18 protein-coding genes are annotated in these 15964 nt (G+C 37.6%); 12 read left to right on the forward strand and 6 right to left on the reverse strand.

All coding sequences use genetic code 11. From position 1 onward, the window contains the following. Window positions 1-137: 137 nt before the first annotated feature. The 4 genes from CZ487_RS05875 to CZ487_RS05890 all read right to left on the reverse strand — a co-directional run bounded on the left by CZ487_RS05875 (window position 138) and on the right by CZ487_RS05890 (window position 2899). Window positions 138-1013: a ClpXP adapter SpxH family protein gene (locus tag CZ487_RS05875; RefSeq protein WP_077211198.1), complete on the reverse strand. Its 876-nt coding sequence runs from the start codon at window positions 1011-1013 to the stop codon at window positions 138-140. Continuing rightward, on the reverse strand, window positions 1010-1417 hold the full coding sequence (locus CZ487_RS05880) for a globin domain-containing protein (protein WP_077211199.1): 408 nt from the start codon (window positions 1415-1417) through the stop codon (window positions 1010-1012). The genes CZ487_RS05875 and CZ487_RS05880 overlap by 4 nt, the downstream gene beginning before the upstream one ends. Before the next feature lie 267 nt (window positions 1418-1684). Further along, complete coding sequence (locus tag CZ487_RS05885) at window positions 1685-2305, reverse strand: lytic transglycosylase domain-containing protein (RefSeq protein ID WP_077211200.1); 621 nt, start codon at window positions 2303-2305, stop codon at window positions 1685-1687. Window positions 2306-2317: 12 nt separating this feature from the next. Next, window positions 2318-2899, reverse strand: coding sequence for a CYTH domain-containing protein (locus CZ487_RS05890; RefSeq protein ID WP_084783134.1), 582 nt, complete (start codon window positions 2897-2899; stop codon window positions 2318-2320). Window positions 2900-3081: 182 nt separating this feature from the next. Between CZ487_RS05890 and CZ487_RS05895 the strand changes: the two genes are divergently transcribed. From CZ487_RS05895 to CZ487_RS05910, 4 genes are all read left to right on the forward strand, one after another. Continuing rightward, on the forward strand, window positions 3082-3450 hold the full coding sequence (locus tag CZ487_RS05895) for a UPF0738 family protein (RefSeq protein ID WP_077211201.1): 369 nt from the start codon (window positions 3082-3084) through the stop codon (window positions 3448-3450). A gap of 94 nt (window positions 3451-3544) precedes the next feature. Continuing rightward, window positions 3545-4177 carry a GTP diphosphokinase gene (gene yjbM / locus CZ487_RS05900; RefSeq protein WP_077211202.1) on the forward strand — a complete coding sequence of 211 codons (633 nt, stop codon included), beginning with the start codon at window positions 3545-3547 and terminating at the stop codon, window positions 4175-4177. A gap of 44 nt (window positions 4178-4221) precedes the next feature. After that, window positions 4222-5016 (forward strand): NAD kinase, encoded by a 795-nt coding sequence (locus CZ487_RS05905; RefSeq protein ID WP_077211203.1) that lies wholly within the window; start codon window positions 4222-4224, stop codon window positions 5014-5016. 26 nt (window positions 5017-5042) lie between these two features. Next, window positions 5043-5945 carry an RluA family pseudouridine synthase gene (locus CZ487_RS05910; protein ID WP_077211204.1) on the forward strand — a complete coding sequence of 301 codons (903 nt, stop codon included), beginning with the start codon at window positions 5043-5045 and terminating at the stop codon, window positions 5943-5945. 53 nt (window positions 5946-5998) lie between these two features. On the opposite strand, the gene prpE is transcribed toward CZ487_RS05910, so the two are convergent. Continuing rightward, complete coding sequence (gene prpE, locus CZ487_RS05915) at window positions 5999-6739, reverse strand: bis(5'-nucleosyl)-tetraphosphatase PrpE (protein WP_077211205.1); 741 nt, start codon at window positions 6737-6739, stop codon at window positions 5999-6001. Between the two features lie 206 nt (window positions 6740-6945). Here prpE and mgtE point away from each other — a divergent pair, with 206 nt between their 5' ends. The 4 genes from mgtE (at window position 6946) to CZ487_RS05935 (ending at window position 11919) form a co-directional block, all read left to right on the forward strand. Continuing rightward, a complete protein-coding gene (mgtE, locus tag CZ487_RS05920) occupies window positions 6946-8319 on the forward strand; it encodes a magnesium transporter (RefSeq protein WP_077211206.1) in 1374 nt (457 codons plus the stop codon). Window positions 8320-8389: 70 nt separating this feature from the next. Continuing rightward, window positions 8390-10249, forward strand: coding sequence for a monovalent cation:proton antiporter family protein (locus tag CZ487_RS05925; protein WP_077211207.1), 1860 nt, complete (start codon window positions 8390-8392; stop codon window positions 10247-10249). A gap of 162 nt (window positions 10250-10411) precedes the next feature. Beyond that, window positions 10412-11182 carry an enoyl-ACP reductase FabI gene (fabI, locus tag CZ487_RS05930; RefSeq protein WP_077211208.1) on the forward strand — a complete coding sequence of 257 codons (771 nt, stop codon included), beginning with the start codon at window positions 10412-10414 and terminating at the stop codon, window positions 11180-11182. 149 nt (window positions 11183-11331) lie between these two features. After that, window positions 11332-11919, forward strand: coding sequence for a CotO family spore coat protein (locus tag CZ487_RS05935; protein WP_077211209.1), 588 nt, complete (start codon window positions 11332-11334; stop codon window positions 11917-11919). Between the two features lie 79 nt (window positions 11920-11998). Here the strand turns inward: CZ487_RS05935 and CZ487_RS05940 are convergent, their stop codons facing one another. Beyond that, complete coding sequence (locus CZ487_RS05940) at window positions 11999-12493, reverse strand: CotY/CotZ family spore coat protein (RefSeq protein ID WP_077211210.1); 495 nt, start codon at window positions 12491-12493, stop codon at window positions 11999-12001. 138 nt (window positions 12494-12631) lie between these two features. Between CZ487_RS05940 and CZ487_RS05945 the strand changes: the two genes are divergently transcribed. From CZ487_RS05945 to spoVAD, 4 genes are all read left to right on the forward strand, one after another. Beyond that, window positions 12632-12985 carry a DUF1360 domain-containing protein gene (locus CZ487_RS05945; protein WP_077211211.1) on the forward strand — a complete coding sequence of 118 codons (354 nt, stop codon included), beginning with the start codon at window positions 12632-12634 and terminating at the stop codon, window positions 12983-12985. Between the two features lie 976 nt (window positions 12986-13961). Next, the gene (locus CZ487_RS05950) at window positions 13962-14435 is read left to right on the forward strand and encodes a sporulation protein (protein ID WP_077211212.1); all 474 of its coding nucleotides are present in this window, start codon (window positions 13962-13964) and stop codon (window positions 14433-14435) included. A 13-nt stretch (window positions 14436-14448) separates the two neighbouring features. Further along, complete coding sequence (spoVAC, locus tag CZ487_RS05955) at window positions 14449-14922, forward strand: stage V sporulation protein AC (RefSeq protein ID WP_077211213.1); 474 nt, start codon at window positions 14449-14451, stop codon at window positions 14920-14922. Beyond that, on the forward strand, window positions 14922-15938 hold the full coding sequence (gene spoVAD, locus CZ487_RS05960; RefSeq protein ID WP_077211214.1) for a stage V sporulation protein AD: 1017 nt from the start codon (window positions 14922-14924) through the stop codon (window positions 15936-15938). Before spoVAC ends, spoVAD begins: the two co-directional genes overlap by 1 nt. Window positions 15939-15964 lie beyond the last annotated feature (26 nt).

The raw sequence follows: 15964 nt of genomic DNA on the forward strand, positions 1-15964 counted from the left end.
CGTGAAAAATTTCTCCCATCCCCTTTGTTCGTATATATAATTAGAAAAGACCTTGCAGGTAAGCTGCAAGGTTATTTTTTAATACTAAATAATAAAAAAGGGACCTCGTGCGAACATGGTCCAAAAGTTTTAAGGAGCTAAGATTGGTCATTATATCGCCAAAAGACGCCGTATTTTGCTGGAATCTGTTCAACTAATTGTTTAAGTTGTAATTTCTTCATTTCCCGGTTCACTTCATTTACAGTCATATTATAAACCTCTGCAATCTCTTTGGAAGCGACAAGCTTAAAGTATTTCAGGAAAGATTCAATAGGTGGTGGAGTTGAACGTTCTGGTTTAAAAGGCAGCATCTCGGCCAAAATTTGTTCGTAAATCTCATAGGAATAAAATCCAGTGATTTTTATCCCTTCCTCTTCAATATTTTCATTAAAGAAGACCAGAGTGGGAATCTCTTGAACATCCATTTCTGTTGTTATTTTTAAATCACATTGAAAGGCTTTTGCTGCGCTGTCCGAGTGAATGTCTGAGATGAACTCATTAACATCGAGTCCAGCACTTGCTGCACAATCTTTTAGGACTTCCAGTTCTGAGATATTTTGTTTTTCCAGGAAAAGACCTTCCTGGACTTTCCTGAAAAAGCGTATTCCGGCTCTCCGCCCTTGCAATTCCGCTGCTTTGATCGCTACAGATACAATATGGGGAGAGGAGACGGGATTTTCAAACCAGAGTGTTCCATCACAGGACATCCCGGTTCTAGTTGCTGTTTTTTCCCAAAGCTCTGCAATATCTTCATAATTCTGCTTTTTTGACAAATTAAGCATCGCTAATTTTCCGCTGAGTACATGCTTAATTGAAAAATAGCGTCCGTATTCAATTTGCAGCTTTTTTATGATAGGTTCAAGGGCCCAGCATTCAGGACAAAGCGGGTCTAGGAACATATATATTTCTATAGGCTTCTTCTCATTGCCATGGCAATGATGTGGTGTTAATGGTTTAAGACGTTCGTTTCTCAATGGTTCTCACCCTTTAAGGATCCATTTTCTGGTGTATTGATCATATGCTGTGCTGTTAATATTAGTCTTGAAAAGAAGTCTTTTCTTATCGGTCCCTCAAGCCCTGCTTCATCCATTGCTTCATTCATGCAGGTTAACCATGCCTTGGCACGAGTTTCAGTAACTTCGAATGGAAGATGCCGGGCCCGCAGCATTGGATGTCCATGTTCTTCGGTATATAGAGGCGGTCCCCCTAAATATTGTGTCATAAACTGCTTTTGCTTTCGTGCAGTCTCTGTTAAATCATCTGGGAAAATAGGTTTAAGGTCGGGGTGTTCATGGACCTTTGCATAAAAAAGATCAATTAATTGATGTAATTTATATTCCCCGATTTCTTCAAATGGTGTACGAAATTTCTCGACCATATCAAAAAACTCCTTTTAATGAGCTTATATAAGAATATATATTTAGTGTGAAAATTATTTGCCAATCTTTAAGTTTCCTTTATTTTAACAATGGGGTCATAATATCTCAAACAATCGGCTTACAGGAGATTTTGATTATCTTGTCATTGCATTTCTTTTAACGTTACATAATTGTTACAATTACACTTCTAATGTACACAAAAAATCCGTTAGTGGCTATAAACTAACGGATTTTTTAAGGTGGGAAATTATTCCTTCAAAAAAGAACTAAACAGTTAAATAGTTCCTGATCTTATTTACATAGTTTTGAGTTTCTTTGAATGGGGGGATTCCATTGTATTTATCAACATTACCTGGACCCGCATTATAGGCTGCTAGGCTCAAGTCTATATTCCCATCATATCGGTCTAGCATTTGTCTTAAGTATTTGCTGCCCCCAAAAATATTTTCCTTTGGATCGAAGATGTTTGAAACACCAAGAGCTTTTGCTGTTGCAGGCATCAGCTGCATGAGGCCTGAAGCACCAGCTGGACTTTGAGCATTGCTGTTGAAGTTAGATTCCTGTTTGATTACTGCTTTGATCAAATTAACTGGAAGGTTATATGTTTGTGCAGCTTTTTCAATGATATCTTCATATTTGCTATCTGTATTCTTATTCAACTTGGTTAAAGTAATAGGCGGGAGAGACACTGGCAGGGCAGCCGTTTTTTGCTCAGACACTTGGTTTAATTGAAGTCTAGATTGCTGAAGCAGCAGGTCATCTCGTCCATTGCTCACCATTTCGGTTAATAAATCTTGGAACAACGATCCATTATTTGAAGAACTCTTTGTATTGAAATTTTGCAATGCTTGCAGCTGCAGCATGGCCCTTAGTTGCTCGACATTCATTCTCGTTCTCCTTCATTCGTTACGGTATTTTTCATGATAAAATCTTTGTATCTTATTATCGGATTTTCTAATTGGAATATTTAGCTTCTTTAACAGGTGATGAAACCTTTTTTGACCTGTTTCAAAATCTTCTACTTCATATTCTAACTCATAATCTTCCTTGTTTAAATAGCTGCTGTGATCTAAAACAATTAAACCGCCATCGTAGTTTTTCTCGGCTCTGCTTGTCGTCAATGAACCAAAATATTCAAGCTTATCCAATGGTATGTTCAATCTCGATAACTGATCTTTTACCGGTCCCTCAATTATAATTCCGTGCTGCATCATCTTTTCAGCGTCTTTAGTATTCAACTGTTGGTTTGTTTCCAACAATCCTGTTTCTAACGGCTCTTTTAGTGTTACTTCATATTTATTATTTTTCATACGAATTCTTAGTGCGCAGCCTAATTCCTTTAAACAAAAATTACTAGTATCAAAATAATGATTTTCTTGCGTGTGGAACATGGATTCACTCAGGTTTAAATAATCTTTTAAAAGGGTAAATTCCTCTTTTGTAAGCATATTTTTAAATTCTATTTCAATTTCCTGACTCACGATCCTCATCCTTTCTTACGACATCATTTACCTAGAATAATGATATTTGCTACATTTATAATAAGGCCTATTTTATCCATATGAAAGTGTTGAATATAATACGGCTAACTTGATCTTCTTCTGCTAGTGGGATAACATTTTTACTTATGATAAAATAGAAATAAGGTTTGGAGGATATATATATGAGGAAAAAAATATCGATTATAAAAACAAATAATGTAAATGAAGATGCCCTGCTGCTTTATACAGAGCCGTCAATTGCTTTGGACCATTTAAGAGCAACGGGTCAAATGTTAGTAGATTCTGATGGATTATCCTTTATTTACCTGACAGAAAATGCAGATGAATATACATATATTAGCATTAGCGATGGGGTTTGGAATGACTTAAAAAAGGCAATGGACTTAAATATGCCCGTTTATGTATCAAACGAAAAAGATACATTAGAGCTAGTGAATTTTCTGGAAGAACTCAGCTACCTTATTGAAAATATAAAGGGGAATAGCAATTACGGTGAGGAAATGGTTGCAAAAGTGGAATCGATCTTTTAAGTGAGATACAGCTATTCATCCGGCAAAAAAACATGGCTTAAACCTTATAATATTTAGCCAAATATAATTAAAAATCGGATGAGGTGAATATATTTTGAAGCATTGGGAGAACTTTTTAGCACCTTATAAACAAGCGGTTGACGAATTAAAAATTAAATTAAAAGGGTTGAGAGGACAGTTTGAACTTCACTCAAATCATTCACCCATTGAGTTTGTAACAGGTAGAGTGAAGCCAATTGCAAGCATTTTAGATAAAGCAAATGAAAAAGGAATCCATCTTGATAGACTTGAGAGTGAGATGCAGGACATAGCTGGACTTAGAATGATGTGTCAGTTTGTCGATGACATCAAGGTGGTGGTTGACCTTCTCCGTAAGCGTAATGATTTTGAAATTGTTGAGGAGAGAGACTATATTTCTAATAAAAAGGCCAGCGGCTATCGTTCCTACCACGTCGTGATTCGCTATCCGGTGCAGATGATCACTGGGGAAAAGAAAATTTTAGTTGAAATTCAGATCCGCACGCTTGCCATGAATTTTTGGGCAACAATTGAACATTCATTGAATTACAAATATAAAGGTCAATTTCCAAAAGATATCCAAATGCGTCTGCAAAGAGCCGCTGAGGCTGCTTTTAGGCTAGATGAAGAAATGTCACTTATACGTGGCGAAATTCAAGAAGCACAAGCCTTTTTTACGATGAAAAAGGAAATGCAGCAGGATGGTTAAAAATTTTTAAGAAGCAGAGTAAACGTTAGGGGAGCCAAATTAAGATGAAATTTGCTATTACCTCAAAAGGGGACACAAAATCAAATACTCTTATGCATAAAATGCGGTCTTATTTGCTTGATTTCGAGCTTGTCTATGATGAAGACCAGCCAGATATTGTAATTTCTGTTGGTGGAGATGGAACCCTTCTATATGCTTTTCATCGCTACCGAAATCGCTTGGATAAGACCGCATTTGTAGGGGTTCACACAGGTCACTTAGGTTTTTATGCTGATTGGGTACCGGATGAGATTGAGAAACTAGTGATTGCCATCGCCAAAACACCTTTCCAAGTGGTTGAATACCCGCTTCTCGAAGTCATTATACGGTATTCGCACGGCGGAAAAGAAAACCGTTACTTAGCATTAAACGAATCAACAGTTAAAAGTGTGGATGCCACCCTCGTAATGGACGTTGAAATTCGCGGCCAGCATTTTGAACGATTTAGAGGTGATGGGCTATGCCTATCGACGCCATCGGGAAGTACAGCGTATAACAAAGCACTCGGAGGAGCCATTCTCCATCCGTCCATTCCTGCCATACAATTGGCAGAAATGGCTTCTATCAATAATCGTGTTTTTCGTACAGTCGGCTCACCCTTGGTCCTGCCAGCTCATCACACTTGTATGCTCAAACCAGTATATGGGCCGGATTTTCAAATTACGATTGACCACCTGACTCTTCTTCATAAAGATGTTAAGTCAATTCAGTTTCGAGTAGCAGATGAAAAGATACGTTTTGCTCGTTTCAGACCTTTCCCTTTCTGGAAAAGGGTACGCGATTCATTTATCGCAGATTAGATTAACATCGACGGGAGATATCTACGTTGTCACGTTATAGAATTCAATGGGTTATTGAAGAAAAAGATCATGATAAGCTAGTAAAAGAATTTCTGAAGGAGCAGGAGATTTCAAAGAGGGCTTTAGCGGCGATTAAATTTAAGGGTGGAAGCATTCTTTTGAATGAAAAACCCGTGACTGTAAGAAAATCACTGGAGACAGGGGATAAATTAATGGTGGAATTCCCTGAGGAAACCCGGAGTGAAGGGATGATTGCCGAACAAATCCCTCTTGATATTATATACGAAGACCCTTATATACTTATCATAAATAAACCACAAGGGATGAATACGATTCCCTCCAGAGAGCATCCTGTTGGAAGTCTAGCAAACGGCATCGCCGGCTATTATGAAGGCTCGGGCTATCAATCAACCGTACATATTGTTACTAGACTTGATCGGGATACTTCTGGTATTGTATTGGTTGCAAAGCATCGGCATATCCATCATCTATTCAGTGAACAGCAAAAAAAAAGCTTAATCAATAGGACATACGAGGCTTTTGCATCTGGAATCTTTAATGAGGTTAAAGGAACAATACAAAAGAATATAAGAAGAAAAATGGATAGCATTATTGAAAGAGAAGTTCATCCTGAAGGTCAATATGCTTGCACACATTTTGATGTCATCCATCAGTATCCATCTTTTGCATTAGTGAAGCTAAAATTGGAAACTGGAAGAACACACCAGATCCGTGTTCATCTTGCCTCTATTGGTCATCCGTTATTGGGAGATGATCTTTATGGAGGTCCTGTAAAGCTTATCAAAAGGCAAGCCTTGCATTGCCGATACCTTCAATTCTTCCATCCAATTTTGCAAAAAGAATTTCATTTTGAGGCACCGCTGCCTGAAGACCTACAAAAGCTGCTTAATGGAGAAGCCGGAAAATAGCCGGCTTCTCTTTATTTCTCAAGCTGAAAGATTTAATTGCATGATCGAATAATTTACTCAATCTCTCGGAATTTTTCAGGTGTTAACGGCATGGAGGAGGGAACATCTACAAAATCCATCTCTGGGTATCGAAGAGCTGTTAATTTTCCGCCAAAGACAGCACCTGTGTCTATATTACAGGTATTCCCAACAAGTCTAGGTTTTTTTACTGGAGTGTGCCCATAAACGATAAAGGCGTCACCCCTGTATTTACTTGCCCAATCGCGGCGGATAGGTGAGCCGTCAGGATGTTTTTCTCCAGTAATATCACCATACAATACAAAAGTTTTTACTTTTGAGTTGTTTTTACCGATATAATCCTCGCGTATGCCGGCATGAGCGATCACGAGTTTTTCGTTATCAAGAACTTGGTAAAGCGGTGCTTGTTCATATAGCTCCATAAACATATCCCTAACTTTTTTCTGTTGTGCTTTTTCTAAGGCTTGATACTCTTCAACAGTAGTTTCAAGTCCATGTGTGATTTGGACTTTATTCCCAAGAAAATATCGGTAAAGTTTATTACAATGGTTCCCTGGAACATAGCGGGCTGTTTGTTCCTGAATGACAAGCTTCCACACGACTTGTATTACTTTTAAGGACTGGGGACCGCGATCTGTGAGATCTCCGACAAATGCAAGTTTGCGTCCGTTAGGATGAGTTGGGATATCATTTTCCCAATCATATCCAAGTTTCTTAGTCAGTTCTTGAAATTCTTGGTAGCATCCATGGATATCTCCAATGATATCTAAATTCATATAAAAAACTCCTTTAAAGAATTGAATTATTACATATTTTTAACATTGTTCAGGCACTTAACTACATAAATATTTTATGTTAGATCAGTATAAATAACATATTGTGAAACTCATTTTTTTCTTTTGTCTATAAAATGAATGGCTATGAAACGACAAAAAAAACAACTTCTGCTATATTTATTAACGGATAGAGAGGGGGTAATGCGATGCAAGAAACTAATCAGGATCATACAGTACATGTTGACAAAGAGTTATTGCTCCAGTTTTTGGAGAATGAAGATATAGATCTTTTCAGGGAAGAATTCTTGCAAATGCATCCGTATGACCAGGCTTCATTTTTTAAGGATTTAGATGAAAGTGTTCGGGCGAAGATTTATCATTACCTTTCTCCTGAGGAAATGGCGGAACTGTTTGAGAACCTTGAGGTTGAGGAAGAGGAATACCGTGACGTCTTTTCAGAAATGAATCCAACATATGCTGCAGAAATGCTTTCGAATATGTATGCGGATGACGCGGTGGATGTTTTAAATGAACTCGATAAGGATCAGGTTGCCAGTTATTTAACGATCATGAATGATGAAGCGGCTGATGAAATTAAGGGATTGCTTCACTACGATGAATATACTGCCGGAAGTATCATGACAACTGAGTTTGTCGCGATATCAGCAAATCAAACCGTTCGTTCAGCTATGTATATTTTAAGAAATGAAGCCCCTCGGGCAGAGGTAATTTACTATGTCTATGTAGTGGACCAGGATAAAAAGTTAGTTGGCGTCCTTTCCTTAAGAGACTTGATTGTCAGTGATGATGATACGATGATTTCAGATATTATGAATGATCGTGTTTTGTCAGTTTCAGTCGGAGAAGATCAGGAAGAGGTTGCAAGGAGAATTAGAGATTATAATTTTTTAGCCCTTCCCGTTGTTGATTTTCAAAATCATTTATTGGGAATTATAACAGTAGATGATATTGTCGATGTCATTGATGAAGAAGCTTCAGATGACTATTCAAAGCTCGCAGGGGTTTCAGACATTGATTCGCTGGATCGAAGTCCATTTGCTGCTGCACGCAAACGGCTTCCTTGGCTGGTTATCCTGCTTTTTTTAGGAATGATGACAGCTAGTTTGATTGGCCGTTTTGAGGATACATTAGATCAAGTTGCGATATTGGCTGTTTTTATTCCATTGATAGCAGGTATGGCAGGGAACTCCGGAACGCAGGCTTTAGCCGTCGCTGTTAGGGGAATAGCTACTGGGGATGTAGAAAAAGAAAGCAAATCTAAGTTAATACTAAGAGAAGCGGGTACAGGGTTAATTACTGGAACGATTTGCGGAATTCTGGTAACCTTTATTGTGTTTTTTTGGCAGGGTGATTTTTATTTAGGAATACTAGTCGGGATATCAATTTTATCGACATTAATTGTCGCGACTTTAGCTGGTGCTCTCGTTCCGTTGATTATGCACAGATTGAAAATAGACCCAGCCGTAGCTTCAGGACCATTTATTACGACCATTAATGACATCATAAGTATATTTATTTATTTCGGCATGGCTACCCTCTTTATGAGTTATTTAATTTAACTGTTGCAGCAATTGCTTATGATTTTAAAAAAACAACAAACATTATATTTTTGAAAAAGGGGGAGTGTTAATGGAACATGGTGCTTCGGTTTCGTCGCTTGTTATCGTCATCGTTGTTGCTTTTCTAACACCGTTATTATTACACCGGTTTAAATTAAACTTCGTACCTGTTGTAGTGGCAGAAATCCTCATGGGATTAATTATTGGTAAAAGTGGATTTGATATTGTACAGGAAGATATGTGGCTGGAGACTCTCTCCATGCTTGGTTTTATCTTTCTAATGTTTTTAAGTGGACTGGAAATTGACTTTTCTGCTTTTTCAACTTCGAAAAAGAAAGAAAAACTTCCAAATGGAAAAGCTGAACCTAACACATTTGTTGTGGGTACAATTGTTTTTGTTGGAATTTTTGTTGTTTCGTTAGGTTTATCCTATATTTTTGTTCTGACAGGCTTTATAGATAATGTTTTTCTAATGACCTTAATTATTTCAACAATATCGTTAGGTGTCGTCGTTCCAACCTTAAAAGAAGGACATCTAATGAAAACCAACATTGGACAAATTATTTTACTGATTGCCGTTATTGCAGACTTAGTAACGATGATTTTGTTGGCAGTGTTCGTTTCCATTTACGATGGGGGAGAAGGAAATACATGGCTGCTGCTTGTCTTATTTGCTGCAGGGATCATTCTTTATTTTGTGGCGAAACGTTTTCAAGGAAGAGAGCTTCTCGATGCCTTAAAAACTGGTACTGTTCAGATTGGTACAAGGGCTGTTTTTACATTAATTATCCTATTGGTAGCCATCTCTGAAACGGTAGGAGCCGAGAATATTTTAGGTGCGTTTTTAGCTGGAGTTCTTGTGTCATTACTAGCCCCAGACAAAGAGCTTGTTCATAAACTCGATTCTTTTGGATATGGTTTCCTTATTCCGATTTTCTTTGTAATGGTCGGTGTGGACTTAAATATTTGGCAATTGCTCGGCGATCCAAGATTACTTATTTTAATCCCGCTATTATTGATTGCATTGTTAATTTCAAAGCTTGTGCCAACTCTCATTTTAAGAGTGTGGTATGACTCGAAAACGGTTTTGGCAGCTGGTTTTCTATTAACATCTACACTTTCTCTTGTTATTGCAGCAGCAACAATTGGGGAGCGCATGGGAGTGATAACCTCTGAAATGAGTGGAACACTCATTCTAGTTGCTGTTATAACAAGTGTATTCACTCCTATTGTATTCAAAAAATTTCTGCCTAAAGAAATTATTAAAGAAAAGCAGCTTAAGGTGGCATTCATTGGGGCAAATCAATTAACATTACCGATTTCCCGCGAATTGGAGTCTACACTCTACGATCCAGTCGTGTACCATACTAAACAGACGAAAATTGATCATCAAAATTCTGAATCATTATTTCATATTGTTGAAATACCAGATTATTCTTTAGAAACATTAGAGAATACAGATGTTTTTGATGCAGATATAGTCGTTGTTTCCTTGGGAGACGATGAATTAAATGCAACGCTTGCCATTGCTTTAAAGGATAAAGGTATTGAACGAGTGATTGTAAGGATTGAGAGCCCTGACTTAGAGGAGGGGCTGAGAGAAGAAGGAGTTGAGGTGTTTTCTGTCTACAATTCAACGAAAGCCCTGCTCCGTGCGTTAATTGAATCACCACGTGTTATAAGTATATTAACGAACCAGGAAACTGCGCTGTATGAAATTCGTTTATTAAATGATGAATATGAAGGAATGTCGGTCAGAAGATTTCCGTTTACAGGCGATGTCATTTTCGTCCGGATATTCCGTGGAAAAGATTCTATTGTTCCTCATGGGGATACTGAATTGCAAATAAACGATCGTTTAATCGTGACCGGAACAAAGGAATATGTTGATGAACTTAAGCGGGAGCTAGAATTTTGCGAATGGTGCTAACCTGATTCTCTAAAGAATTTTTAAGGCAGTAATACTTTCTGTATTGCTGCTTTTCTTTTAATAAAGAATATTGTAGAATTAGCACTAGGTACTAATAACATGTAATAATAGATTGCGTTAAGTAAAAGATTGATACTTTTGATAACAGGAGGGAAAGATACTATGTCTCTTTCTTTAGAAGGAAAAAATATTGTTGTAATGGGTGTAGCGAATAAGCGCAGCATTGCATGGGGGATTGCACGGTCACTTCATGAAGCAGGCGCAAGATTGATTTTTACATATGCTGGTGAGAGATTAGAAAAAAATGTTCAAGAATTAGTTGAAACATTAGAGAATAATAACTCTCTTATTTTGCCGTGTGATGTAACGGTGGACGAAGATATAGCTAAATGCTTTGCAGCGATTAAAGAAGAAGTGGGAGTTATTCATGGGGTTGCACATTGTATTGCATATGCTCATAAAGAAGAATTACAAGGTGAGTTTGTAAATACGTCGCGTGATGGATTTCTTTTAGCTCAGAATATCAGCTCATTTTCTTTAACAGCTGTTGCAAAAGAAGCTAGAGAGCTTATGACGGAAGGCGGAAGCATCGTTACATTAACATATTTAGGCGGAGAACGTGTCATTAAAAACTATAATGTCATGGGTGTAGCAAAAGCATCTCTTGATGCAAGTGTAAGATATCTTGCGAACGACCTCGGGCCGCAGGGGATCCGTGTAAACTCTATCTCTGCAGGACCGATCCGGACTCTTTCTGCAAAAGTAATTGGGGAATTCAATACGATCCTTAAAGAAATTGAAGAAAGAGCACCTTTAAGAAAAACAACGACACCAGAAGAAGTTGGAGATACGGCTTTGTTCTTGTTCAGTGACTTATCACGGGGAATGACAGGTGAAAATCTTCACGTCGACTCTGGATATCATATTCTCTAAGCTAATTGATAATAGCAATTACATTCTACCCACTTTAAAAAGTGGGTTTTTTGCGTTTTTTGAACAATCGTCAAGAGTTGTCTTTGGCAACGATAAAGTCCTGTTTGCATATAGATAGAATGAATCTTAACGTTTGCGGAGGTGTCATCATGAGAAAAACAGAAAAGAAACGAGAACCGCTTTTTTATATTCAACAGCCGCCATTTAAAGCCCCAAATGGAAAAATGCAGGATACTTTTTCTGCTAAAAAAGCACAGGCACAAAAAAAGCAGCTAATGAAAGAAAATGAAAGTGAAAATCAAAAAGAGAAGGTTGATGGCAAGGCTCAAAAAGTGCCTTTGGAAGAATTAGGAGCAGAAACAAGTGTGTTTGGAAAAAAGCCAAATGTGGAAGAGTTAGCCAAACTTTCTACTGATGAGGTAAAGGAAACCATTCAAAAATCTGATATTGAGAATAGTGAAAATGATTCGCAATCAAGAAATCAGTCCCATTCATCTTTTAATCGTGTTAAGCCTTTTAAAGAAATGAATGTGTTAGAGAAAATTGAGTATTTACACAACTTCCCGAAACAATTACCACCAGTTCCATGTCAATTTCAGACTACACAGGAAGTATTTCGAGGTATCATCAAAGAAAAATCAGATCATGAGCTTGTGTTAGCACTTCCTAATCAAGGAGAAGCCGTAATTCCGATAAAAGACTTAATTGATATAAAAATGATGGGATTTAATTCGTAAATTTTTCATCAAAAAATGAAGCCAGTCGTATAGAACGACTGGCTCATTCATATGATCAATTATGATCGACTCATCTTAATTAGTCTTCACAGATATCTAAGTCAACATCAGCCACACACTGGATTGCACAGAAGCAGCTTAAGTCTACAGTGATACAGTCATTTGTTGCTTCGAAGCGTTCAACATGACAAACCTTCTTAAGATCGATGCAGCAATCGTCTGTTAAATCCACTGCTTCGCCGCCATACTTAACAGGTTTGATTACTCTTAACGTTGCACAGCAGTTATCAAATACCTCTTCTACTCTGAAGAAGATTGATACACACGCACAATCATCTCCTCTGAAGAAAGCATGGAATGGTGATCCATCTGCTGTTTTTAATACGAATACACGAGTATCAGCATTTTGTCTTTTTGCCGGGGCAACTAATGAACCTAGAGGCTCTTGGAAACAATTTGTAGGGCATTCGCAACGGTCTTCAGCTGCATCCTGGATATCTTTAATCGCGCGGACTACATCGCAAACACAGTTGCTTCTTGCGCCAAATTTATCGTCTTTTTTTCCACAACCCATTGATTTATTCCTCCTTAATTTTCTTTAGAAGTAATTCTACATTAATAACATATTGCTTTAGGGGCATTTGCGTAACGGACAATCGCCTTGTTTATGAAAAATGGGCGGGGATTTGACTATAAAAAGGACTGAATTCATATGAATATTACTGGGTTAGAGTTAGTCATTATCTCGTTTGCGAGCTTTCGTCTTACAAGATTGATTGTATTTGATAAGATAACTGAATTTATAAGGGCTCCCTTTTTTGAAGAAGTATTTGAAGTAAATGAAGAAGGGGAAGAGGAAGTTTACTTCGTTCCTAAAAAAGGACGTATGAAAGGATTCATAGGAGAACTAATCAGCTGCTATTGGTGTACGGGTATTTGGTCTTCCGTAGGACTTTGCCTTTTTTATCTTTTTTGGCCATCGATCGCAACACCCATCTTAATTATATTAGCTGTAGCTGGAATAGCAGCAGTTATTGAAACCTTTATAGGTAAGTGGTTGAATTAGAGAGGAAGAATTTTTTACAAGTAGGCGAAACATTTACACGAGCTTAATTTTTTTGCATAACCTACCATATCGATAATTCATTACGGATGGAGGAGCATGATTGTTTAACTCAAAAAAACCCACAACCTCAAATGGACTACAGCCCAAAAAGGTAAACAAGAAGGCTAAAAAGAAAAAAAGCTGCGGCTGCGGCAAAAAGAAAACGAAATAATGAAGTAAAACCTGCTGATTTTCTGTTAGCGGGTTCGGATTTCGGATGCAAAAACTAAATTAGCATACCAATAAGCAGTCCTATTCGTAACTGAATTAGACTGCTTTTTTTTTGTTGATGTAAATGGGGATTACTAAAATAAAACCGATAAATCGCCCTGAATTTCGACCCCTTTTTAACATGGTGTCATAAGTTTTTGTCGGCATGAAAATTCGCATGCTAGTTAAATAAAGCAGAAATTTCTTATCCTTAATTGAGTAACCTCTGTTTTATAAATAAGGGGAATTTTTCCCGTTAGCCAACAGAATAGGGCTCGGAACGGGGGATATAAGGGGAGTTTTTCCCGTTAATGCAAAGCAAAATGGACCATTTTCATGTTTTTTGAACAAATAGGGGGAATTTTTCCCTCTATTCAATTTACTTTTCGTGCTATTTCCTTAATAAGAGGAATTTCGCCCCTTATTTTAGTAGCTAATTTTATTTGCTAGCAATTCCTAAATATTTTGGAGAATCGCTAACCGGGCAACAAGCATTTTTCTTTTCGAATTTTCTTGCCAAATTGCTTTTTAATTTTGGTGCGAATTAATATACGAAAGCAATAATGTTAATTCATATTTTGTATTTCAGAACAGAAACCTTTCAATTTCTGTTAGCAGGTTTTTTTCTTGATTTTGGAAGAAAATCTTATTTGGAAGAAACATTCATAAATAAGTCTGATTCTGTGAAAAATAGCAATAATGAAATTTGTGTTAGGAAGGGAATCCAATGAAAAGAAAATGGTTTTTGTCATGTATGATCGTAATACTTGCTTTATTGGCTGCTTGTAACAACGATGGTCATAAGGAGGATGGACTGTCGCTAATAAAGGCAACTCATCCTAAACCAATGTCTTTTGATAAAGAGACAACGGAGGAAGAAGATCTCATTCAGTCCGTTCAAAAGGATATTGAAGGATTTGAAGAAATTTATGATGTAGCGGTTTTAAAAGGAAAAGAAGACATTCTTGTTGCCTACAAAGTAAAACACCTCCAGCGCTTCCATATGAAAAGCATTGAGAAGAAAATGAAAGAAAAGTTAAAGAAAAAGTATCCGAAAGAAACTTTCACCGTCTCAAGTGATTACAAAATATTTCTTGAAGCAGTTGAGTTAGAGGAAAATATGAAGGATCCCAATTACTCCAATGAAAAGGCAGAAAAAAAGCTGCAAGAAATAATAAAACTTAAAAATGAACTAACTTGAAAGGAGAGTCGAGATGGGAAAGAAAAAAAATGCTACGCCGGAGCAATTACAATACCAAGAACTTGAGAAAAAGCATGAAATGAAAAGGCCAGTAGTAAAAAACTGCATAAAAGCGTTTTTGGTAGGTGGATTTATATGTTTTATTGGACAGGCTGTTTCCTATTTCTATATTTACTTTTTTAATTTCACAGAACAAACGTCAGGAAATCCAACTGTAGCGACAATGGTGTTCTTTTCCATGTTATTAACTGGCTTTGGCGTCTATGACCATATTGGACAGTTTGCTGGTGCAGGAAGTGCTGTGCCTGTTACAGGTTTTGGTAACTCTGTCATATCCGCAGCAATGGAACACAGGTCTGAGGGATTTATTCTCGGGGTTGGGGGGAATATGTTTAAACTAGCTGGCTCTGTCATATTATTTGGTGTTTTTTCAGCATTTATTGTTGCTTTAATTAAGACCCTTTTAATTCGATGGGGGGTTATTTAATGTTAATCGGAAAACAATCATGGGCTTTTCCAAATAAGCCGGTAATAGCCGCAACTGGAGTTTCAGGGGGACCTTTTGAAGCAAATGGCAACCTTGCTGAAGACTTTGATATTTTACATGATGACTTATGGATGGGAGAAGAATCCTATGAGAAGGCACACCGGGTGTTAATGGAAGAAGCAGCTCAAACAGCATTGGAGAAGGGAAATATTCAAAAGGAAGATGTTCAGTTTTTTATAGCTGGGGATTTAATCAATCAAATAACACCGACTAGTCTGGCGGCAAGGACAATTCAGCTTCCATATTTCGGGATATTTGGTGCATGCTCTACTTCAATGGAAGGGTTGGCGTTAGCATCTTTTATTATTAATTATCAGGGAGCGAAATATATCCTAACAGGGGCTTCAAGCCATAATGCGGCAGCAGAGAAGCAATTTCGTTATCCAACCGAATACGGAGGACAAAAGCCGCCAACTGCTCAGTGGACTGTCACCGGGGGAGGTGCAGCACTGCTTAGGGCAAACGAAAATGAAAAAGGAGTGATTGTTACTACTAGTGCGACAATCGGAAAGGTCATAGATATGGGCTTAACAGATCCCTTTAATATGGGGGGAGCGATGGCGCCAGCCGCTGTAGATACAATAATGGCCCATTTCAAGGATACAAATCGAGATCCCAGCTATTATGATCTTATTGTTACAGGTGACTTGGCCCGTATAGGAAGGGAGACAACACTCGAATTGCTTCAGAAGAATGGATTAAACATAGAAAGAGATAAATTTCAAGACTGCGGTTTGATGATTTATAAAGAGGACCAGCCGGTCCAGGCAGGAGCTAGTGGTGCAGGTTGTTCGGCTGCTGTGTTATATGGGCATTTATTGAATCAAATGAAGCAAGGTGTTTATAAAAAAATACTTGTGGTAGCAACAGGAGCATTATTATCTCCATTAACATTCCAGCAAGGTGAGAGTATTCCTTGCATTGCCCATGCGGTTTCGATAGAAATGGATGAATAGAACACTTGATTTTATAAGACATTGGA

The organism is Robertmurraya dakarensis (genome assembly GCF_900156875.1).
GTDB lineage: Bacteria > Bacillota > Bacilli > Bacillales > Cytobacillaceae > Robertmurraya > Robertmurraya dakarensis.